11 protein-coding genes are annotated in these 13,882 nt (G+C 73.2%); 5 read left to right on the top strand and 6 right to left on the bottom strand.

Going from position 1 to position 13,882, the window contains the following annotated elements; translation table 11 throughout:
- Positions 1–7: 7 nt before the first annotated feature.
- Positions 8–1,114 (bottom strand): ferritin-like domain-containing protein, encoded by a 1,107-nt coding sequence (locus tag ACZ499_RS28275; RefSeq protein ID WP_468679076.1) that lies wholly within the window; start codon positions 1,112–1,114, stop codon positions 8–10.
- A 285-nt stretch (positions 1,115–1,399) separates the two neighbouring features.
- Here ACZ499_RS28275 and ACZ499_RS28270 point away from each other — a divergent pair, with 285 nt between their 5' ends.
- From ACZ499_RS28270 to ACZ499_RS28250, 5 genes are all read left to right on the top strand, one after another.
- Positions 1,400–2,329: an AurF N-oxygenase family protein gene (locus ACZ499_RS28270; RefSeq protein ID WP_468679074.1), complete on the top strand. Its 930-nt coding sequence runs from the start codon at positions 1,400–1,402 to the stop codon at positions 2,327–2,329.
- 92 nt (positions 2,330–2,421) lie between these two features.
- Entirely contained in the window at positions 2,422–3,147 is a 726-nt protein-coding gene (locus ACZ499_RS28265; RefSeq protein ID WP_468679073.1) for a TetR/AcrR family transcriptional regulator, read from the top strand.
- 37 nt (positions 3,148–3,184) lie between these two features.
- Positions 3,185–3,454: a hypothetical protein gene (locus tag ACZ499_RS28260; RefSeq protein ID WP_468679071.1), complete on the top strand. Its 270-nt coding sequence runs from the start codon at positions 3,185–3,187 to the stop codon at positions 3,452–3,454.
- Positions 3,455–3,780: 326 nt separating this feature from the next.
- Positions 3,781–6,087, top strand: a complete 2,307-nt coding sequence (locus tag ACZ499_RS28255; protein WP_468679069.1) for an outer membrane protein assembly factor BamB family protein — start codon at positions 3,781–3,783, stop codon at positions 6,085–6,087.
- A 146-nt stretch (positions 6,088–6,233) separates the two neighbouring features.
- Positions 6,234–7,388 (top strand): C40 family peptidase, encoded by a 1,155-nt coding sequence (locus tag ACZ499_RS28250; RefSeq protein ID WP_468679068.1) that lies wholly within the window; start codon positions 6,234–6,236, stop codon positions 7,386–7,388.
- A 659-nt stretch (positions 7,389–8,047) separates the two neighbouring features.
- On the opposite strand, the gene ACZ499_RS28245 is transcribed toward ACZ499_RS28250, so the two are convergent.
- From ACZ499_RS28245 to ACZ499_RS28225, 5 genes are read right to left on the bottom strand one after another with little or no spacing between them, the layout of a single operon-like run.
- Positions 8,048–9,289 (bottom strand): styrene monooxygenase/indole monooxygenase family protein, encoded by a 1,242-nt coding sequence (locus ACZ499_RS28245; RefSeq protein ID WP_468679066.1) that lies wholly within the window; start codon positions 9,287–9,289, stop codon positions 8,048–8,050.
- Positions 9,290–9,347: 58 nt separating this feature from the next.
- Positions 9,348–9,974, bottom strand: coding sequence for a GTP-binding protein (locus ACZ499_RS28240; RefSeq protein WP_468679064.1), 627 nt, complete (start codon positions 9,972–9,974; stop codon positions 9,348–9,350).
- A complete protein-coding gene (locus tag ACZ499_RS28235) occupies positions 9,955–10,353 on the bottom strand; it encodes a DUF742 domain-containing protein (RefSeq protein ID WP_468679063.1) in 399 nt (132 codons plus the stop codon). The genes ACZ499_RS28240 and ACZ499_RS28235 overlap by 20 nt, the downstream gene beginning before the upstream one ends.
- Positions 10,350–10,835 carry a roadblock/LC7 domain-containing protein gene (locus ACZ499_RS28230; protein ID WP_468679061.1) on the bottom strand — a complete coding sequence of 162 codons (486 nt, stop codon included), beginning with the start codon at positions 10,833–10,835 and terminating at the stop codon, positions 10,350–10,352. Before ACZ499_RS28230 ends, ACZ499_RS28235 begins: the two co-directional genes overlap by 4 nt.
- A complete protein-coding gene (locus ACZ499_RS28225; RefSeq protein WP_468679060.1) occupies positions 10,832–13,507 on the bottom strand; it encodes a sensor histidine kinase in 2,676 nt (891 codons plus the stop codon). Before ACZ499_RS28225 ends, ACZ499_RS28230 begins: the two co-directional genes overlap by 4 nt.
- Between the last annotated feature and the right edge of the window lie 375 nt (positions 13,508–13,882).

Here is a 13,882-nt window from a genome sequence, read left to right as displayed (position 1 = left end):
GTCGCGGTCAGCCCGTCGCGCCCTCCGTGACCGCCTCCGCCACCTCCGCGACCCGCGCCTTCTCCTCCCGGGCGAACCGCTCACGGTCCAGCTGCTCCGCGATCTCCTCGTCCTCGGCCATCAGCAGGTCGAGGTCGGAGTCGCCTAGTTCCAGGACGCCCATGTCCACGTACGCCCGCTGGAGGCGCTTGCCCCACAGGCCGATGTCCTTGACGCAGGGGACGATGCGGCTGAACAGCAGCTTGCGGAACAGGTGCAGGAACTCGTTCTGCTCCGAGAACTCCTCGGCCTCCGCCTTGGGGATGCCGAAGTTCTCCAGCACCTCGATCCCGCGCAGCCGGTCGCGCATCAAGTAGCAGCCCTCGATGACGAATTCCTCGCGCTCGCGCAGCTCCGCGTCGCTGAGCTGCTTGTAGTAGTCGCGCAGGGCCATCCGTCCGAACGCCACGTGCCGGGCCTCGTCCTGCATCACATACGCCAGGATCTGCTTGGGCAGCGGCTTGTCGGTGGTGTCGCGGAGCATGCCGAACGCGGCGAGCGCGAGGCCCTCGATGAGGACCTGCATGCCGAGGTAGGGCATGTCCCAGCGCGAGTCGCGCAGGGTGTCGCCGAGCAGCCCCTGGAGGTTGTCGTTGACCGGGTAGAGCATCCCGATCTTCTCGTGCAGGAACCGGCCGTAGACCTCGGCGTGCCGGGCCTCGTCCATGGTCTGGGTGGCGGAGTAGAACTTGGCGTCGAGGTCCGGCACCGACTCCACGATCCGCGCCGCGCACACCATCGCGCCCTGCTCGCCGTGGAGGAACTGGCTGAACTGCCAGGAGGTGTAGTGCCGGCGCAGCTCGCCCTTGTCCTTGTCGGTCAGCTTGGACCAGTAGCGCGTGCCGTAGAGGGTCATCGCCTCGTCGGGCGTCCCGAGCGGGTCGTACGGGTCGACCTCGATGCCCCAGTCGATCCGTTTGGCGCCGTCCCACTGCTTGTCCTTGCCCTTCTGGTACAGGGCGAGAAGGCGCTCGCGTCCGTCGTCGTAGTCCCAGCTGAAGCGGGCCGCTCCCGAGGCCGGGACCTCCCAGAGGGGGTCTTGTGGGCCGTTCACATACAGGTCGTGCGTCGACACGTGCGGCTCCTTCGCCTCGCGGAACTTCCTGATTCGCCTCGCTGGACTTCCTGACCGGCTTCCCGACCGGCTTCCCGACCGGCTTCCCGACCGGCTTCCCGACCGGCTTCCTGACTGGCTTCCTGACTGGCCGTTACACGCTGCCTCATTGGCAGGCTCACACGTTGGTAGACGCCGGGTCAACAAGTCGGGCCCAAGGGATTGACGAGCTTGCTGACAAGCAGTCTCATAAGACTTGACCGCCGGTAACCCCCTTCGAGGCCGACTCACCGAGGTGCCCCAGCCATGACGACCGAGACGACAAGCGAAGTGCTCCGCGACGCCCTCGGACTGCTCCGGGACCGCGAGGAAGTCGCCGAGCGGCTCCTCGCGTCGTCCGCCAAGCACTCCTTCGACCCCGACAAGGAACTGGACTGGGATGCGCCGTTCGAGGACGGCAAGTGGTTCTGGCCCCCGGAGCTGCTCTCCCTCTACGACACCCCGATGTGGCACAAGATGTCCGAGGACCAGCGCTTCGAACTGGCCCGCCACGAGGCCGCCTCGCTCGGCTCGCTCGGCATCTGGTTCGAGATCATCCTGATGCAGCTGCTCGTACGGCACATCTACGACAAGCCGGTGACCAGCAACCATGTCCGCTACGCGCTCACCGAGATCGCCGACGAGTGCCGCCACTCGATGATGTTCGCCCGGGTGATCAAGCAGGGCGGGGCGCCGACCTACCCGGTCCCCCGGCTCTACCACAACCTCGCGCGCGTCCTGAAGACCGTCTCCACCACCCCCGGCTCCTTCGCGGCCACCCTGCTCGGCGAGGAGATCCTCGACTGGATGCAGCGGCTGACCTTCCCCGACGAGCGGGTGCAGACCCTGATGCGCGGCGTCACCCGCATCCACGTGGTCGAGGAGGCCCGCCATGTCCGGTACGCCCGCGAGGAGTTGCGGCGCCAGATGGTCACCGCGCCCGCCTGGGAGCGGGAGCTGACCCGGGTCAGCTGCGGCCAGGCGGCCCGTGTCTTCTCCACCTGCTTCGTCAACCCCCAGGTGTACGAGAACGTCGGCCTGGACCGCCGGGAGGCCGTCGCCCAGGTGAAGGCCAGCGGCCACCGGCGCGAGGTCATGCAGAACGGCGCCAAGCGGCTCACCGACTTCCTCGACGACATAGGCGTGCTGCGCGGCGCCGGCCGCCGGCTGTGGCAGAGCTCAGGGCTGCTGGCCTGACCGCCGCGCGTGCCTTCACCGTGCCCTTCACTCCCGGCCAACCGCACGCGAGCACCGGCCTGAAGCGCCGACCCGGGGATTACGCTGCCCGTATGACCTCACCGGCCGCCACCCCCGCGTACCGCAGGCTCAGCGTCGAGGAGCGCCGCACCCAGCTCCTCGGCGCCGCGCTGTCGCTCTTCGCGCACCGGGCGCCGGAGGACGTCTCGCTCGACGACGTCGCCGAGGCGGCCGGGGTCTCCCGCCCACTGGTCTACCGCTACTTCCCCGGCGGCAAGCAGCAGCTGTACGAGGCGGCGCTGCGCTCGGCGGCCGACGAGCTCGAACTCTGCTTCGCCCAGGCCCAGAGCGGCCCGCTCACCCAGCGCCTGACCCACGCCCTGGACCGCTACCTCGCCTTCGTGGATGAGCACGACGCCGGGTTCTCCGCCCTGCTCCAGGGCGGCAGCGTCGCCGAGACCTCCCGGACGACCGCGATAGTCGACGAGGTGCGCCGGGCAGCCGCCGAGCAGATCCTCCTCCACCTGAGGGTGGAGTATCCGGGTGCACGGCTGCGGATGATGGTCCGCACCTGGATCGCGGCGGTCGAGGCCGCCTCCCTGATCTGGCTCGACGAGGAGAAGCAGCCGCCGCTGCCGGAGCTGCGCGACTGGCTGGTCGACCACCTGGTGGCCCTGCTCACCGCGACCGCCGCCACCGACCCGCAGGCGGCCGCCGCGGTCCGGGCCGCGCTGGCCCTGGAGTCGGCCGAAGGGCCGGCCGGACTCCTCGCCCGCCGGGTGATCCCGGTCCTCTCCGAAGCCACCCACCTGCTGTGACGCGCGCGGCGCGGACCGCCGGTGTGACACTTGAGGCGTGCAGAGCGAGAACACCCTCTTTGTGGGCGGGCCCCTCGACGGGCGCGTCCTGCCCGTACTGATCGGCCCCACCGGCAAGCCGCCCCAGTGGTACGAGCTCCCGGTGCCGGACGCCGACGGCGGCCCGCCGGCCGTCCACGCGTACCGCCTCGAACCCGCCGGACACAGCAAGCGGCTCGGGCTGCCGCGCGGCTGGAAGTACACCTACGCCCCCGAGGGACGCGAGCCGCGCCGCTGGCCCTGGAGCAAGCCGAAGCCCGGGGCGTAGGGCCTGTCCGGTGGGTCTGGTCGGCCTCGGTTCGGGGTGCGTGTTCGGTGCTGGGGAGCGGGGGTGTGGTGCTTCCCCAAGCTCTCAACTTCGTTCGAGCAGGGGAGACCCCCATGCTGCAAGGCGGAGGATTGAAGCGACGCGGAGCGTCGGTGATTGACGACAACGCCGCTGGGGGTCCCCCCTGGCCCTTTAGGCCTTGGGGGAGGGCGTGCCGACCCCCGCGTGCCGACCAGACCCACCGGACAGGCCCTGGGCGCGCTCACGGTGTCCGTGGGGCGCGATAAGCTCGCTGGTCCACGCCGTGCCGCAGGGGGAGTTGAACCATGGAGGCGCTGACCGCCGAGGAACCGCGCGAGCTCGGTCCGTACCGGATGCGGGCCAGGCTGCGCGAGACCGGCACCGCCCGGGTCTATCTCGCCCACGGGGCGGACGGGCGCGGGGTCTCCGTCACCGCCGCCCGCCCCGACCTGGCCGCGCTGCCCGCCTTCCGCAGCCGCTTCCGCGCCGAGGCGCAGGCGGCCGAGCGGCTCGCCGGGCCCTGGGTGCCGCCGGTGCTCGCCACCGGCCCCGAGGAGTGGCTGCCGTGGCTCGCCACCCCGTTCACGGCCGCGCTCACCCTCGCCGAGGCGGTGGCACTGGCCGGACCGCTGCCCGAGCGAGCCGTGCGCACCCTGGGCGCGGCCCTCGCCGCCACCCTGGAGCGGGCGCACGCGGTGACCGGCGAGGCCTTCCAGGGGCTGGGCCCCGACGTCGTGCTGCTCACCGCCGACGGGCCGCTGGTCACCGCCTTCGGCGTGCTCGGCGGCGCCAGCGCGGCGAGCGCCGGGGAGGGCGGCCGGCTCGGTGTGACCGTCGGCTATCTGACGCCGGAACAGGTCGCCGGGGAGCAGCCCGGACCCGCCGCCGACGTCTTCATGCTGGGCATGCTCCTCGCGTACGCGGCCGGCGGCGCGGGCCCGTTCGACTCCGGCCCGGCCGACGCGGCCGCCCACCGCATCGCGCACTCCGTCCCGGACCTCACCCCGGTCCCGGCCGCCCTGCGCCCCCTGCTCGGCCGCTGTCTGGCCAAGGCGCCCGGGGCGCGCCCGGCCCCGGCCGAGGTGGCCGCCGAGCTGCTCCCCGACGGGGCGGCCCCGACGCCCGGCGCGGGGTGGCTGCCGCCGCGCGTGACGGCCGCGATCGCCGAACGGGCCGCGCAGGCCCAGGAGTTGCCGGGCGCGGTGGTGGCGGACCGAGTGCCGGAGCCCGCCGCTCCGCTGCCGCTGCCCGCGCCGGGGCTCAACGGGCACCCGGCCGCCGCCGCTCCCCCGCAGCCCGCCTGGCCGTCGCCGCAGCCCCTGCCCGTACAACCGGAGCGGGCCCCGGACACGGCCCGGGCCGCCGCCGCCAAGGCCCTCTCCCGGCTCGCCGCCGACCGGCGGGCGCTGCTGACCGCCGGGCTCGCGGCGCTGGCCGGGCTCGCGGTGGGCGCCGCCGGGGTGCTGGCGTTCGACGGGGACGACGGGGACGGCAAGGCCCCCGCCGCCGACAGCAAGCCCACCGCCCGCCCGCAGCCTGTGCCCGGCACGCCTCCGGCCGCCCGCTGGGGGTACGCGGTGCCCGGCGGCAGGCTCCTCGGCACCCCGCTCGTACAGGGCGCGGTCCTGGTCGTGCCCGGCGCCGCGCTCACCGGCGTCGACCTGCGCACCGGCAAGCAGCTGTGGACCCGCCCCGAGCTGGCCGGTCTCGCCCAGCTCCAGCCGGCGGGCCCGGACGCGGCGGTGGCGTTCGGCGTCGGCCCCACCGACTTCACCTGGTTCGCGGTGGCGGACGGCGCGATCCGCCAGAAGGTGGCGTACGCACAGCTCGCACCCGGCATGGGCACCCCCCAGGTGCGCGCGCACGACGGCACGACGGTGTGGTTCACGGCCACGGTCGGCAAGGACACGGCGCTGTACGGGTACGACATCGCGACCCGCACCACGCTGTGGCGCCGCCCGCTCGGCCGGGGCGAGACGTTCGAGTGGGCGACCGTCGTAGGCGGCCGACTGATCGCGCGGCGCCCCGCGCCCAGCCCGCCGAAGGGCGCCAAGCAGGTGCTCGCGCAGTTCTTCGCGGTCGACCCGAAGACGGGCAAGGACCTGTGGGCGCGGTCGTACGGGGCGGTGCTCCCCACCGACGGGGCGGTCCTTTCGCCCGACGGCACGCTGCTGACCACGTCCGGCGGCGGCCTCCAGGCGTTCGACCTGGAGACGACGAAGATGCGCTGGCAGCGGGGCAAGGGCGCGGGGACATACGGAACCCCCTTGGTGAGCAAGGGAGTTGTGTACGCCCCCGACACGACCACCAAGGTGGCGGCGGTCACCTCGGCGGACGGCCGGGAGATGTGGGTCGGCTCGACGGACCTGGCGCCGCCCGCCCCGGTGGAGACCCGCACGGTGGCGAGCGCGTCCGGCCGTACGGTCCTGGCGCTCGACCCGATCCAGGTGACGGCGCTGGACGCGGCGAGCGGCGAGCGGCTGTGGAAGTTCCAGGACGCGGGCAGCAAGGAGCAGTCAGCGGACCGGGGCACCTACCGGGCGGTGGCGGCGGGCACGGACACGGCGGTGGTGTGGCACGGGGCAACGCTGTACGCGCTGCCGGTGCGGTAGTTCGACTCCCCGTACGCACAGGGCGGGCGCTGGGGCAAGCGCCCGCACCGGAGTACGGCCGTACGGGCGACGGATTCGCACCATTCACCCGGCTCGGCGGGCGGCGGTCCTGATCACCGTGCCACCATCCGACCGGAGGTGAGCACATGCCAGACAGATCTCTGCTTACGGTGTGCACGGCTGCGGCCGTCGCGGCGGCCCTCGTCTCGGCCGTCCCCACGGCGCAGGCCGCACCCACTCCGCCGGAGAGGTCGGTGGGCGGTCTGCTGACGCAGATGCAGACGCTGTACCGGCAGGCCGAGGAGGCGTCCGAGGCGTACAACGCCGCCGAGGAACAGCTGAAGCGGCGCAAGGCGGAAGAGAAAAAGGTCGCGGCCGGGCTGACGAAGGCGCGGGTCACCCTGGCGGAGAGCCGGGAGGCAGCGGGCCGACTGGCCCGGGAGCAGTACCAGGGCCGTTCGGAACTCTCCACGTACATGCAGTTGTTGCTGGCCAGGGACCCGCAGGGGGCACTCGACCAGGGGCACCTCATGCGGCGGGCGGCGGACGAGCGCCGGGCGTCGGTCGCGCGGCTCGCGCGGACGGAGAAGCAGGCGGACGGTCTCGCGCGGGCGGCGCGCAAGGCGCTGGACGAGCAGACCCTGCTGGCCGCGCGCCAGCGGCGGGCGCGGGACGAGGTACGGAACCGGCTCAAGGGCGTGGAGGGCCTGCTGGCGTCGCTGAGCGAGGACCAACTCGTCGAGCTGGGCCGCCTGGAGCGGGACGGCATGGCGAAGGCCCAGCGGGATCTGCTGGCCACGGGGGCGCTGAGCGGGGCGCGGGCGCCGTCGGAGGAGGGCGAGCAGGCGCTGCGGTACGCGGTCGGACAGCTCGGCAAGCCGTATGTGTGGGGGGCGGAGGGGCCGGGGTCTTTCGACTGCTCGGGCTTGACCTCGCAGGCGTGGGCGCATGCGGGGCGGGCGATTCCGCGCACGAGCCAGGAGCAGTGGGCGTCGCTGCCGCGCGTCCCGCTCCGGTCGCTGCGGCCCGGGGACCTGGTGGTGTACTACCCCACGGCGACGCACGTGGCCATGTACCTGGGCGACGGCCTGGTGGTCCAGGCCCCGCGCCCCGGCACCCGGGTCAAGATCTCCCCGATCGCGTCGAATCCCCTCCTGGGAGCGGTCCGGCCCGATCCGGGGGTGAGGGCGCTGCGGTCTTATCGGCCGCCGAAGTTGCCCGTGGGGGCGGCGGGGGTGGGGGCGGATGCGGGGGCGGACTCGGACGAGGGCTACGGGTCGGATGCCCCTCCGGGGGATTAGCCCCACCCCGCCCCTTCACCTGGACCCTCCGGGGGTGGGGGTGGGTTGAGGTGGGTTCTCCGGGGGCTACGCCCCCGGACCCCCAGCGCGGGGCCTGCGGCCCCTGCACCCCGCTCACGGGGGCTCCGCCCCCGGTACCCCCGCCGGGTCTGCGCCCCCGCCCCCGCTCCGGGGCTCCGCCCCGGACCCGGCACGGGGGCGGGTGGGTTACCGGGGCTGCTCGCCCCCGGTCCCCACTTCGGGGCTCCGGTCCCCACTTCGGGGCTCCGGTCCCCACTTCGGGGCTCCGCCCCGGTCCCCGCTCCTCAAACGCCGGAGGGGCTGAATTCGCGGGCCCTGCTCCTTGCACACCGGAGGGGCTGGATGTGCCGCGCCCCGCTCCCCGCACGCCTGAGGGGCTGGATGTACGGGCCCCGCCCCTCACGCCGGAGGACTGAATGTGGCCGGGCCCCCTTCTGCCTTCAGGGGCGCGGGGAACTGCGCGACCAGCCCCCACCCACCCGCAGAAAAACGCGGGGTTCGGGGCGCAGCCCCGGCCGGGGTTCGGGGCGCAGCCCCCGGAAACCCCCCCCCTAAGCCCCCACCCACCCAGGCCACGCCGCGGAGCCGCACATGTCACAGCGGGAAGGGGCGGGGTGGGGGCTGTCGCCCCCCGGGCGTCACGCCGCCCGCGCCGCCACCTCCGCCAAGTACGCCCCCGCCTTCTCCTCCTCGAAGAAGAAGTTCTCGAAGTCCGACGGGTCGTCGAAACCGTTCGCGAAGCGGTCGGCGACCGGCTGGAGTTCGGTTGCCGCGCCGATCAGGTTGAGGACGTGCTCCGGCGGCACCCCCAGCATCGCGTTCGTCCACTTCACCACGTGCCGCGCCGTCTCCCAGTACCGGTCGAAGGTCGCACGCATCCACTCCTCGTCGAACGCCTCCTCCCCCCGCTCCACGATCGACGTCAGGTACGACGCCGCACACTTGGCCGCCGAGTTGGAGCCCTGGCCGGTGATGGGGTCGTTGGCGACGACCACGTCCGCCACGCCCAGGACCAGGCCGCCGCCGGGCAGCCGGCCGACGGGGTTGCGGACCGTGGGGGCGTACCGGCCCGCCAATGTGCCCCCGGCGTCCGTCAGTTCGACCTTCGTCGCCCGCGCGTACTCCCAGGGCGTGAAGCGCTCCATCAGCTCCAGGGTCAGGGACAGGTGCTCGCCGGGGTCCGTCACGCCCCGGAACGCGTCCAGCGGGCCGCCGGGGATACCCTCCCAGAAGAGGATGTCCGCCCGGCCCGACGTCGTGAGCGTCGGCATCACGAACAGCTCGCCCACCCCGGGCACCAGGTTGCAGCGGACCGCGTCGAAGTCGGGGTGCTCGGGGCGCGGGCCGAGCCCGTGCACGTACGACACCGCCAGCGCCCGCTGCGGCTCGGTGTACGGGGAGCGCGAGGCGTCGCGGCCGAACATCGACACCAGCTCGCCCTTGCCCGCCGACACCAGCACCAGGTCGTACGTCCGCGCGAAGAAGTCCAGGTCGGAGACCGCCGCCCCGTGGATCACCAGCTGGCCGCCGCGCTGTGCGAACGTCTCCATCCAGCCCGCCATCTTGACCCGCTGGTCGACCGACTGCGCGAAGCCGTCCAGGTGACCGACCCAGTCGACGGGGCGCGAGGCGTCGGGGCCGGCCACCGAGACGCCCAGGCCCTCGATGCGCGGGGCCTGGGACTCCCAGAAGTTCAGGCCCAGGTCCCGTTCGTGCTGGAGGGCCGTGTGGAACATGCACTGCGTCGACATGACCCGCCCGGAGCGGATCTCGTCGGCCGTGCGGTTGGACATCAGGGTGACCTCGTACCCCTTCGACTGGAGTCCGAGGGCCAGCTGGAGCCCGGACTGACCGGCCCCGACTATCAGGATTCTCCGCATGCGAGTGTTCTCCGATACGTCAGCAGATACGTGAGTAAACAAACGAGCGAGTGCCGCGCTACTCCGGCAGCTCTTCCAGCGCGTGCGCCACCAGGGCAAGGAGCGACTCGATCACCGTGATCTTGTCGCGCGCGTCCATGATCACCACAGGAATGTGCGGCGGCACCGTCAGCGCCTCCCGGACGTCCTCGGGCTCGAACGACTCGGTGCCCTCGAAGTGGTTGACCGCCACGATGTACGGCAGGCCGCAGCTCTCGAAGTAGTCGAGCGCCGGGAAGCAGTCGGACAGCCGCCGGGTGTCGGCGAGCACCACCGCGCCGATCGCCCCGCGCACGATGTCGTCCCACATGAACCAGAACCGCTGCTGCCCGGGCGTGCCGAACACGTACAGGACGAGGTCGTCGTCGAGCGTGATGCGGCCGAAGTCCATGGCCACCGTCGTGGTGGTCTTCTCCGGGGTCGACGAGAGGTCGTCCGTGCCTTCGCTCGCCTGGGTCATCACCGCCTCCGTCTGGAGCGGGGTGATTTCCGAGACGGACGAGACGAACGTCGTCTTGCCCACGCCGAAGCCGCCCGCCACCACCACCTTCGTCGCGATGGGGGCCCTCGTGCGGTCCTGCTGCCAGGGCCGCAGCTCCTCCTCGGCGGCTTCGGGCGCCAGGGGTTCAGAGGCGGCGGAGTCCACTCATGACCCTTTCGAGCAGTGCGCGGTCGGGCCGCCCGGGGCCGTGCCCGGTCCCGTACACGCGGATCCTTCCCTGGTCGGCCAGGTCGCTGAGCAGCACCCGGACGACCCCCAGCGGCATTCTCAGCAGCGCCGAGATCTCCGCGACCGTACGCATCGCCCGGCAGATCTCCACGATCGCCCGCATCTCCGGCATCATCCGCAGCGGCGAGCCGCCCAGCGCCTTGCGCTCCTCGGGCGCTTCGATGGCCGCCACGAACGTCTCCACGAGGAGGATGTGGCCGAAGCGGGTGCGGCCTCCCGTGAGCGAGTACGGGCGGACCCGCGCGGGTTTGCGGCCGCCACCTCGTACCGGCAGCTTGGGGGCGGACGAAGTCACTGGACGGCCTCCATCGACTGGCGCAGCTCGCTGCGGAGTTCGGGGGTGAGCACGTGTCCGGCGCGGCCGACGAAGAGGGCCATGTGGTACGCGACGACGCTCACATCGCAGTCCGGGGTCGCGTGCACGCCGAGCAGCGAGCCGTCGCTGACCGCCATGACGAAGACGCTGCCCTCTTCCATCGCGACCACGGTCTGCTTGACGCCGCCGCCGTCCATCAGCCGCGCCGCGCCGTGGGTGAGGCTGGCGATGCCGGAGACGATGGTGGCGAGGTCCGCGCTGGAGCCGCGCGGCCCCTCGGGGCGGGGCTCCGTACGGGTCTGCCGCTGGTCCGGGTCGGACGAGAGCAGCAGCAGACCGTCCGAGGAGACGACCGCGACCGACCGCAGGCCGGGCACCTCCTCGACCAGGTTCCGCAACAGCCAGTGCAGATTGCGGGCTTCGCTGCTCAGTCCGAACGTGCCGGTGCCGGTCGCAGTCAACTGCGTGCCTCCTCGACTGTCTCCCCCGTCTGTGGCCTCTGTGCCTTCTTCTCTTCGCCGTGCGTTTCGTTCTGTACTTCGCTCTGTGATTCCTGGATCTCGGTCTCGGCGTGCCTGCGGCCCTCCAGGGCGCCCTGCTGGAACCCGCCGAGCCGCCGCCGGAGCGCGTCGGCGACGTCCGCGCCGCTCTTGCGTGCGGCGGGGGCGGTGGAGCCCGCCTTGACCACCTTCGGGGTGCGCTTGGGCAGCCCCTTGTCGGTGACGCGCTGTGCGGGGACGGTGGGCCGCGGCTCGGGTTCCGTCGCCTCGACGGCCGTCTCCGGCGTCGGGAGCCGCATCTCGAACGTCGGCTCGTCGACCCGCTCGTGCGTGTCCGCCTCGGCCGGGACGGCAGCCGGGGCGGGGGCAGGGGGCGGGACCGGGGCGGGGGCCGGGGCCTGGGCCTCTGCCTGCGCCTGCGCCTGTGCCTGGGCCGGAATCGGGATCTCCGCCGTGCGCTCCGCCCGCTCGGGCAGCACGTTGGAGTTGGCCTCCGCCAGCGCGCCCGGCAGTGTGAAGCGCGGCGCGTCGCCCTGCACCGGCACCACGTGCGGCGGCTCGGCCGGGGGCGTCTTCGGCAGGATCGGCTCGGGCAGTACGACCACGGCCGCGAGTCCGCCCTGCTTCTGCTCGCGCAGTTCGATCCGCACCCCGTGGCGGCGGGCGAGCAGCGCGGCGACGTGCAGCCCCAGCCCCCCGGTCTCGGTGCCGGGCTCCCCCGGCTCGTACGTGGACGGGTCCGCGAGCCGCATGTTGAGCTCGGTGCGGCGGGCCGGGCTCACGCCGATGCCCTCGTCCTCGACCGACAGCATGACCTCGCCGCTCTCCAGCTGCCAGCCGGAGAGCTGGACCTGGGCGTCCGGCGGCGAGAACGAGGTGGCGTTCTCAAGGAGCTCGGCGACCAGGTGGCTGAGGTCGTCGGCGGCGAACCCGGCCACCTGGGCGTGCGGCGGCAGGGCCTGGATGACGACGCGCTCGTACCGCTCGATCTCGCTGACGGCGGCCCGCAGCACATCGACGAGCGGAACCGGGCCGGGGTGGTTGTGGTGGTGCTCGGCGCCCGCGAGGACCAGCAGGTTCTCGCCGTGGCGGCGGATGACCGTGGCCATGTGGTCGAGCTTGAAGAGCGTGGCGAGCTGGTCCGGGTCCTGCTCGCGCTCCTCCAGGCCCTCGATGATGCCGAGCTGGCGCTCGACCAGACCGAGGCTGCGAAGGCCGAGGTTGACGAAGGTGTGCTGCACGATGCCGCGCGCCCGCTCCAACTGTGCGGTCAACTCCCGTACGGAGTCGGCCAGTTCGGCCCGCTCGGCGGCGAGAGCGGTCTGTCCCTCACGGGCGTCGTCCAGCTCCGCCCCGAGGGCGTCGGCGCGGGCCGCGTGTTCGCGCAGCCGGTCGTGGAGCGCGTTGAGGGACCGTACGGCCTGGGCGAACTCGTCGTTGCGGCCGGTGAAGCGGACCGGCTCCTCCGTCTCGGGGGCCGCCGCGAGCCGGGCCGCGCCGCGCCGCAGCACGGCGAGCGGCCGGGTCAGGCTGCGGGCGCCGGCGGAGGAGACGCCGACGGCGAGCAGCAGCAGTGCGCCGACGAGCGCGACCCGGAGTTCGAGTCCGGTCACGTCGTCGTCGCGCAGCGCCTCGAACCGCTTCACCTCGGCCGTGGCGAGCGCGGACTCGGTGCCGCGCATCCGGTCGATCCGCGCGGTGAGCGCGGCGGCGACCTTGTCGGCACCCAACTTGCGGTCGGAGGCGCTGAGTTGGGGCTGGTCGGTGAGGCGGGCGAGATAGCGCTCGGCGGCGGCCACGTCCGGGCCGGTCACATTGGTGGAGAGCTTCTCGCGCGCGGCGGCGGAGGCCGCCTGGTCGAAGTCGGCGAGCGCGGACTGCTCGCGCACCCGCGTCTGCTGCCCGGCGGCGCTCAAAGCGTCCCGGGTGCGCCCCTCTTCGCCGTCGCCCGCGTCCTTCTGGACGTACCGCCCGGTGATCGGGTCGTAGACCGTGGTGGCGGGCTTCTGCGGCACCGAGAGCGCGGCGACCAGCAGGCCCCGGGTGGCGGAGGCCTGTTCGACGGCGCGGCCCAGGTCGCCCGGGGCGCGGGTGGCCTCGGCGGCGCGCGGGGGCGTCCTGTCGGCCAGCTCGTCGGCGAGGCCGAGCAGCTTGGTGATCACGTCGGAGTACGTGCGGTGCGCCTCCAGGGCGGTGCCCTTGCCGGTGAGGGCGGTGCGGCGCAGGGAGGGGACGGTGGCCAGGTCGCGGCCGAGGGCCGCGGGCGCGGTGGCGCGGATCTCGTCGATGCGGCGGTCGACGCGGGTGGCGCGGTCCTTGAGGGCGGCGTCCTTGCGCGGGTCGCGGCCGCCCGCGATGTACGCGGTGACGTCGTCGCGTTCGTCGGCGAGGGCGTGGGCCAGGGTGACGGCCTGCTGGTTCAGCTCGGCCAGGGTGACCAGGCTCTGGGAGTCGTTGAGGTCCGAGGAGGCGGTGAGCAGCGCGGGGGCGCCCGCGCCCAGGACGGTGAGCGAGACCACGGCGACCGAGGTGACCAGCCGGGTCCGTACACGCACGGTGCGCGCGGCGCCCGCGGTGTCCGCGGCGCCCTTGACGCTCTCGCCGCCCTTGCCCCGAGGCCGCTTGTTCTGCACCGGTGCTCTCAATCCTGTTTCGTCACCCATGAAGCCGAGGTGACGACCGGTCATGCGTCTCTTGCGCCGTTGCGACGCGTTCCCACCCCTGCACGGCTTCCGACCATTCCAGTGGTTTTGGGAAGGAGGCATGCAACATCCACTCCGCCACCCGAACGAGTGAACAACACTCGGGAGTTGGGCTTCAACTCCTGCGGAATGGCCGCCCCCGCTCGTGCGGAAGGCCGGTTGGAACTTCCGCGCGGCCTTTGGCAGGATGCCCGCGCACAGCTTCCCGGCGGCCCGACAGGCCCGGCCGGAGCCGCACTCCGGCCCAGTGGTCCAGGCCAATTGGCGGCCATGAAGGCCAGGTGGAGGCGTCGTGCAGACTGGCCG

The sequence above is a fragment of the Streptomyces sp. NPDC031265 genome (assembly GCF_055570295.1).
The sequence above is the reverse complement of the archived record's forward strand: the minus strand, read 5'-3'. Positions and strand labels throughout refer to the sequence as shown.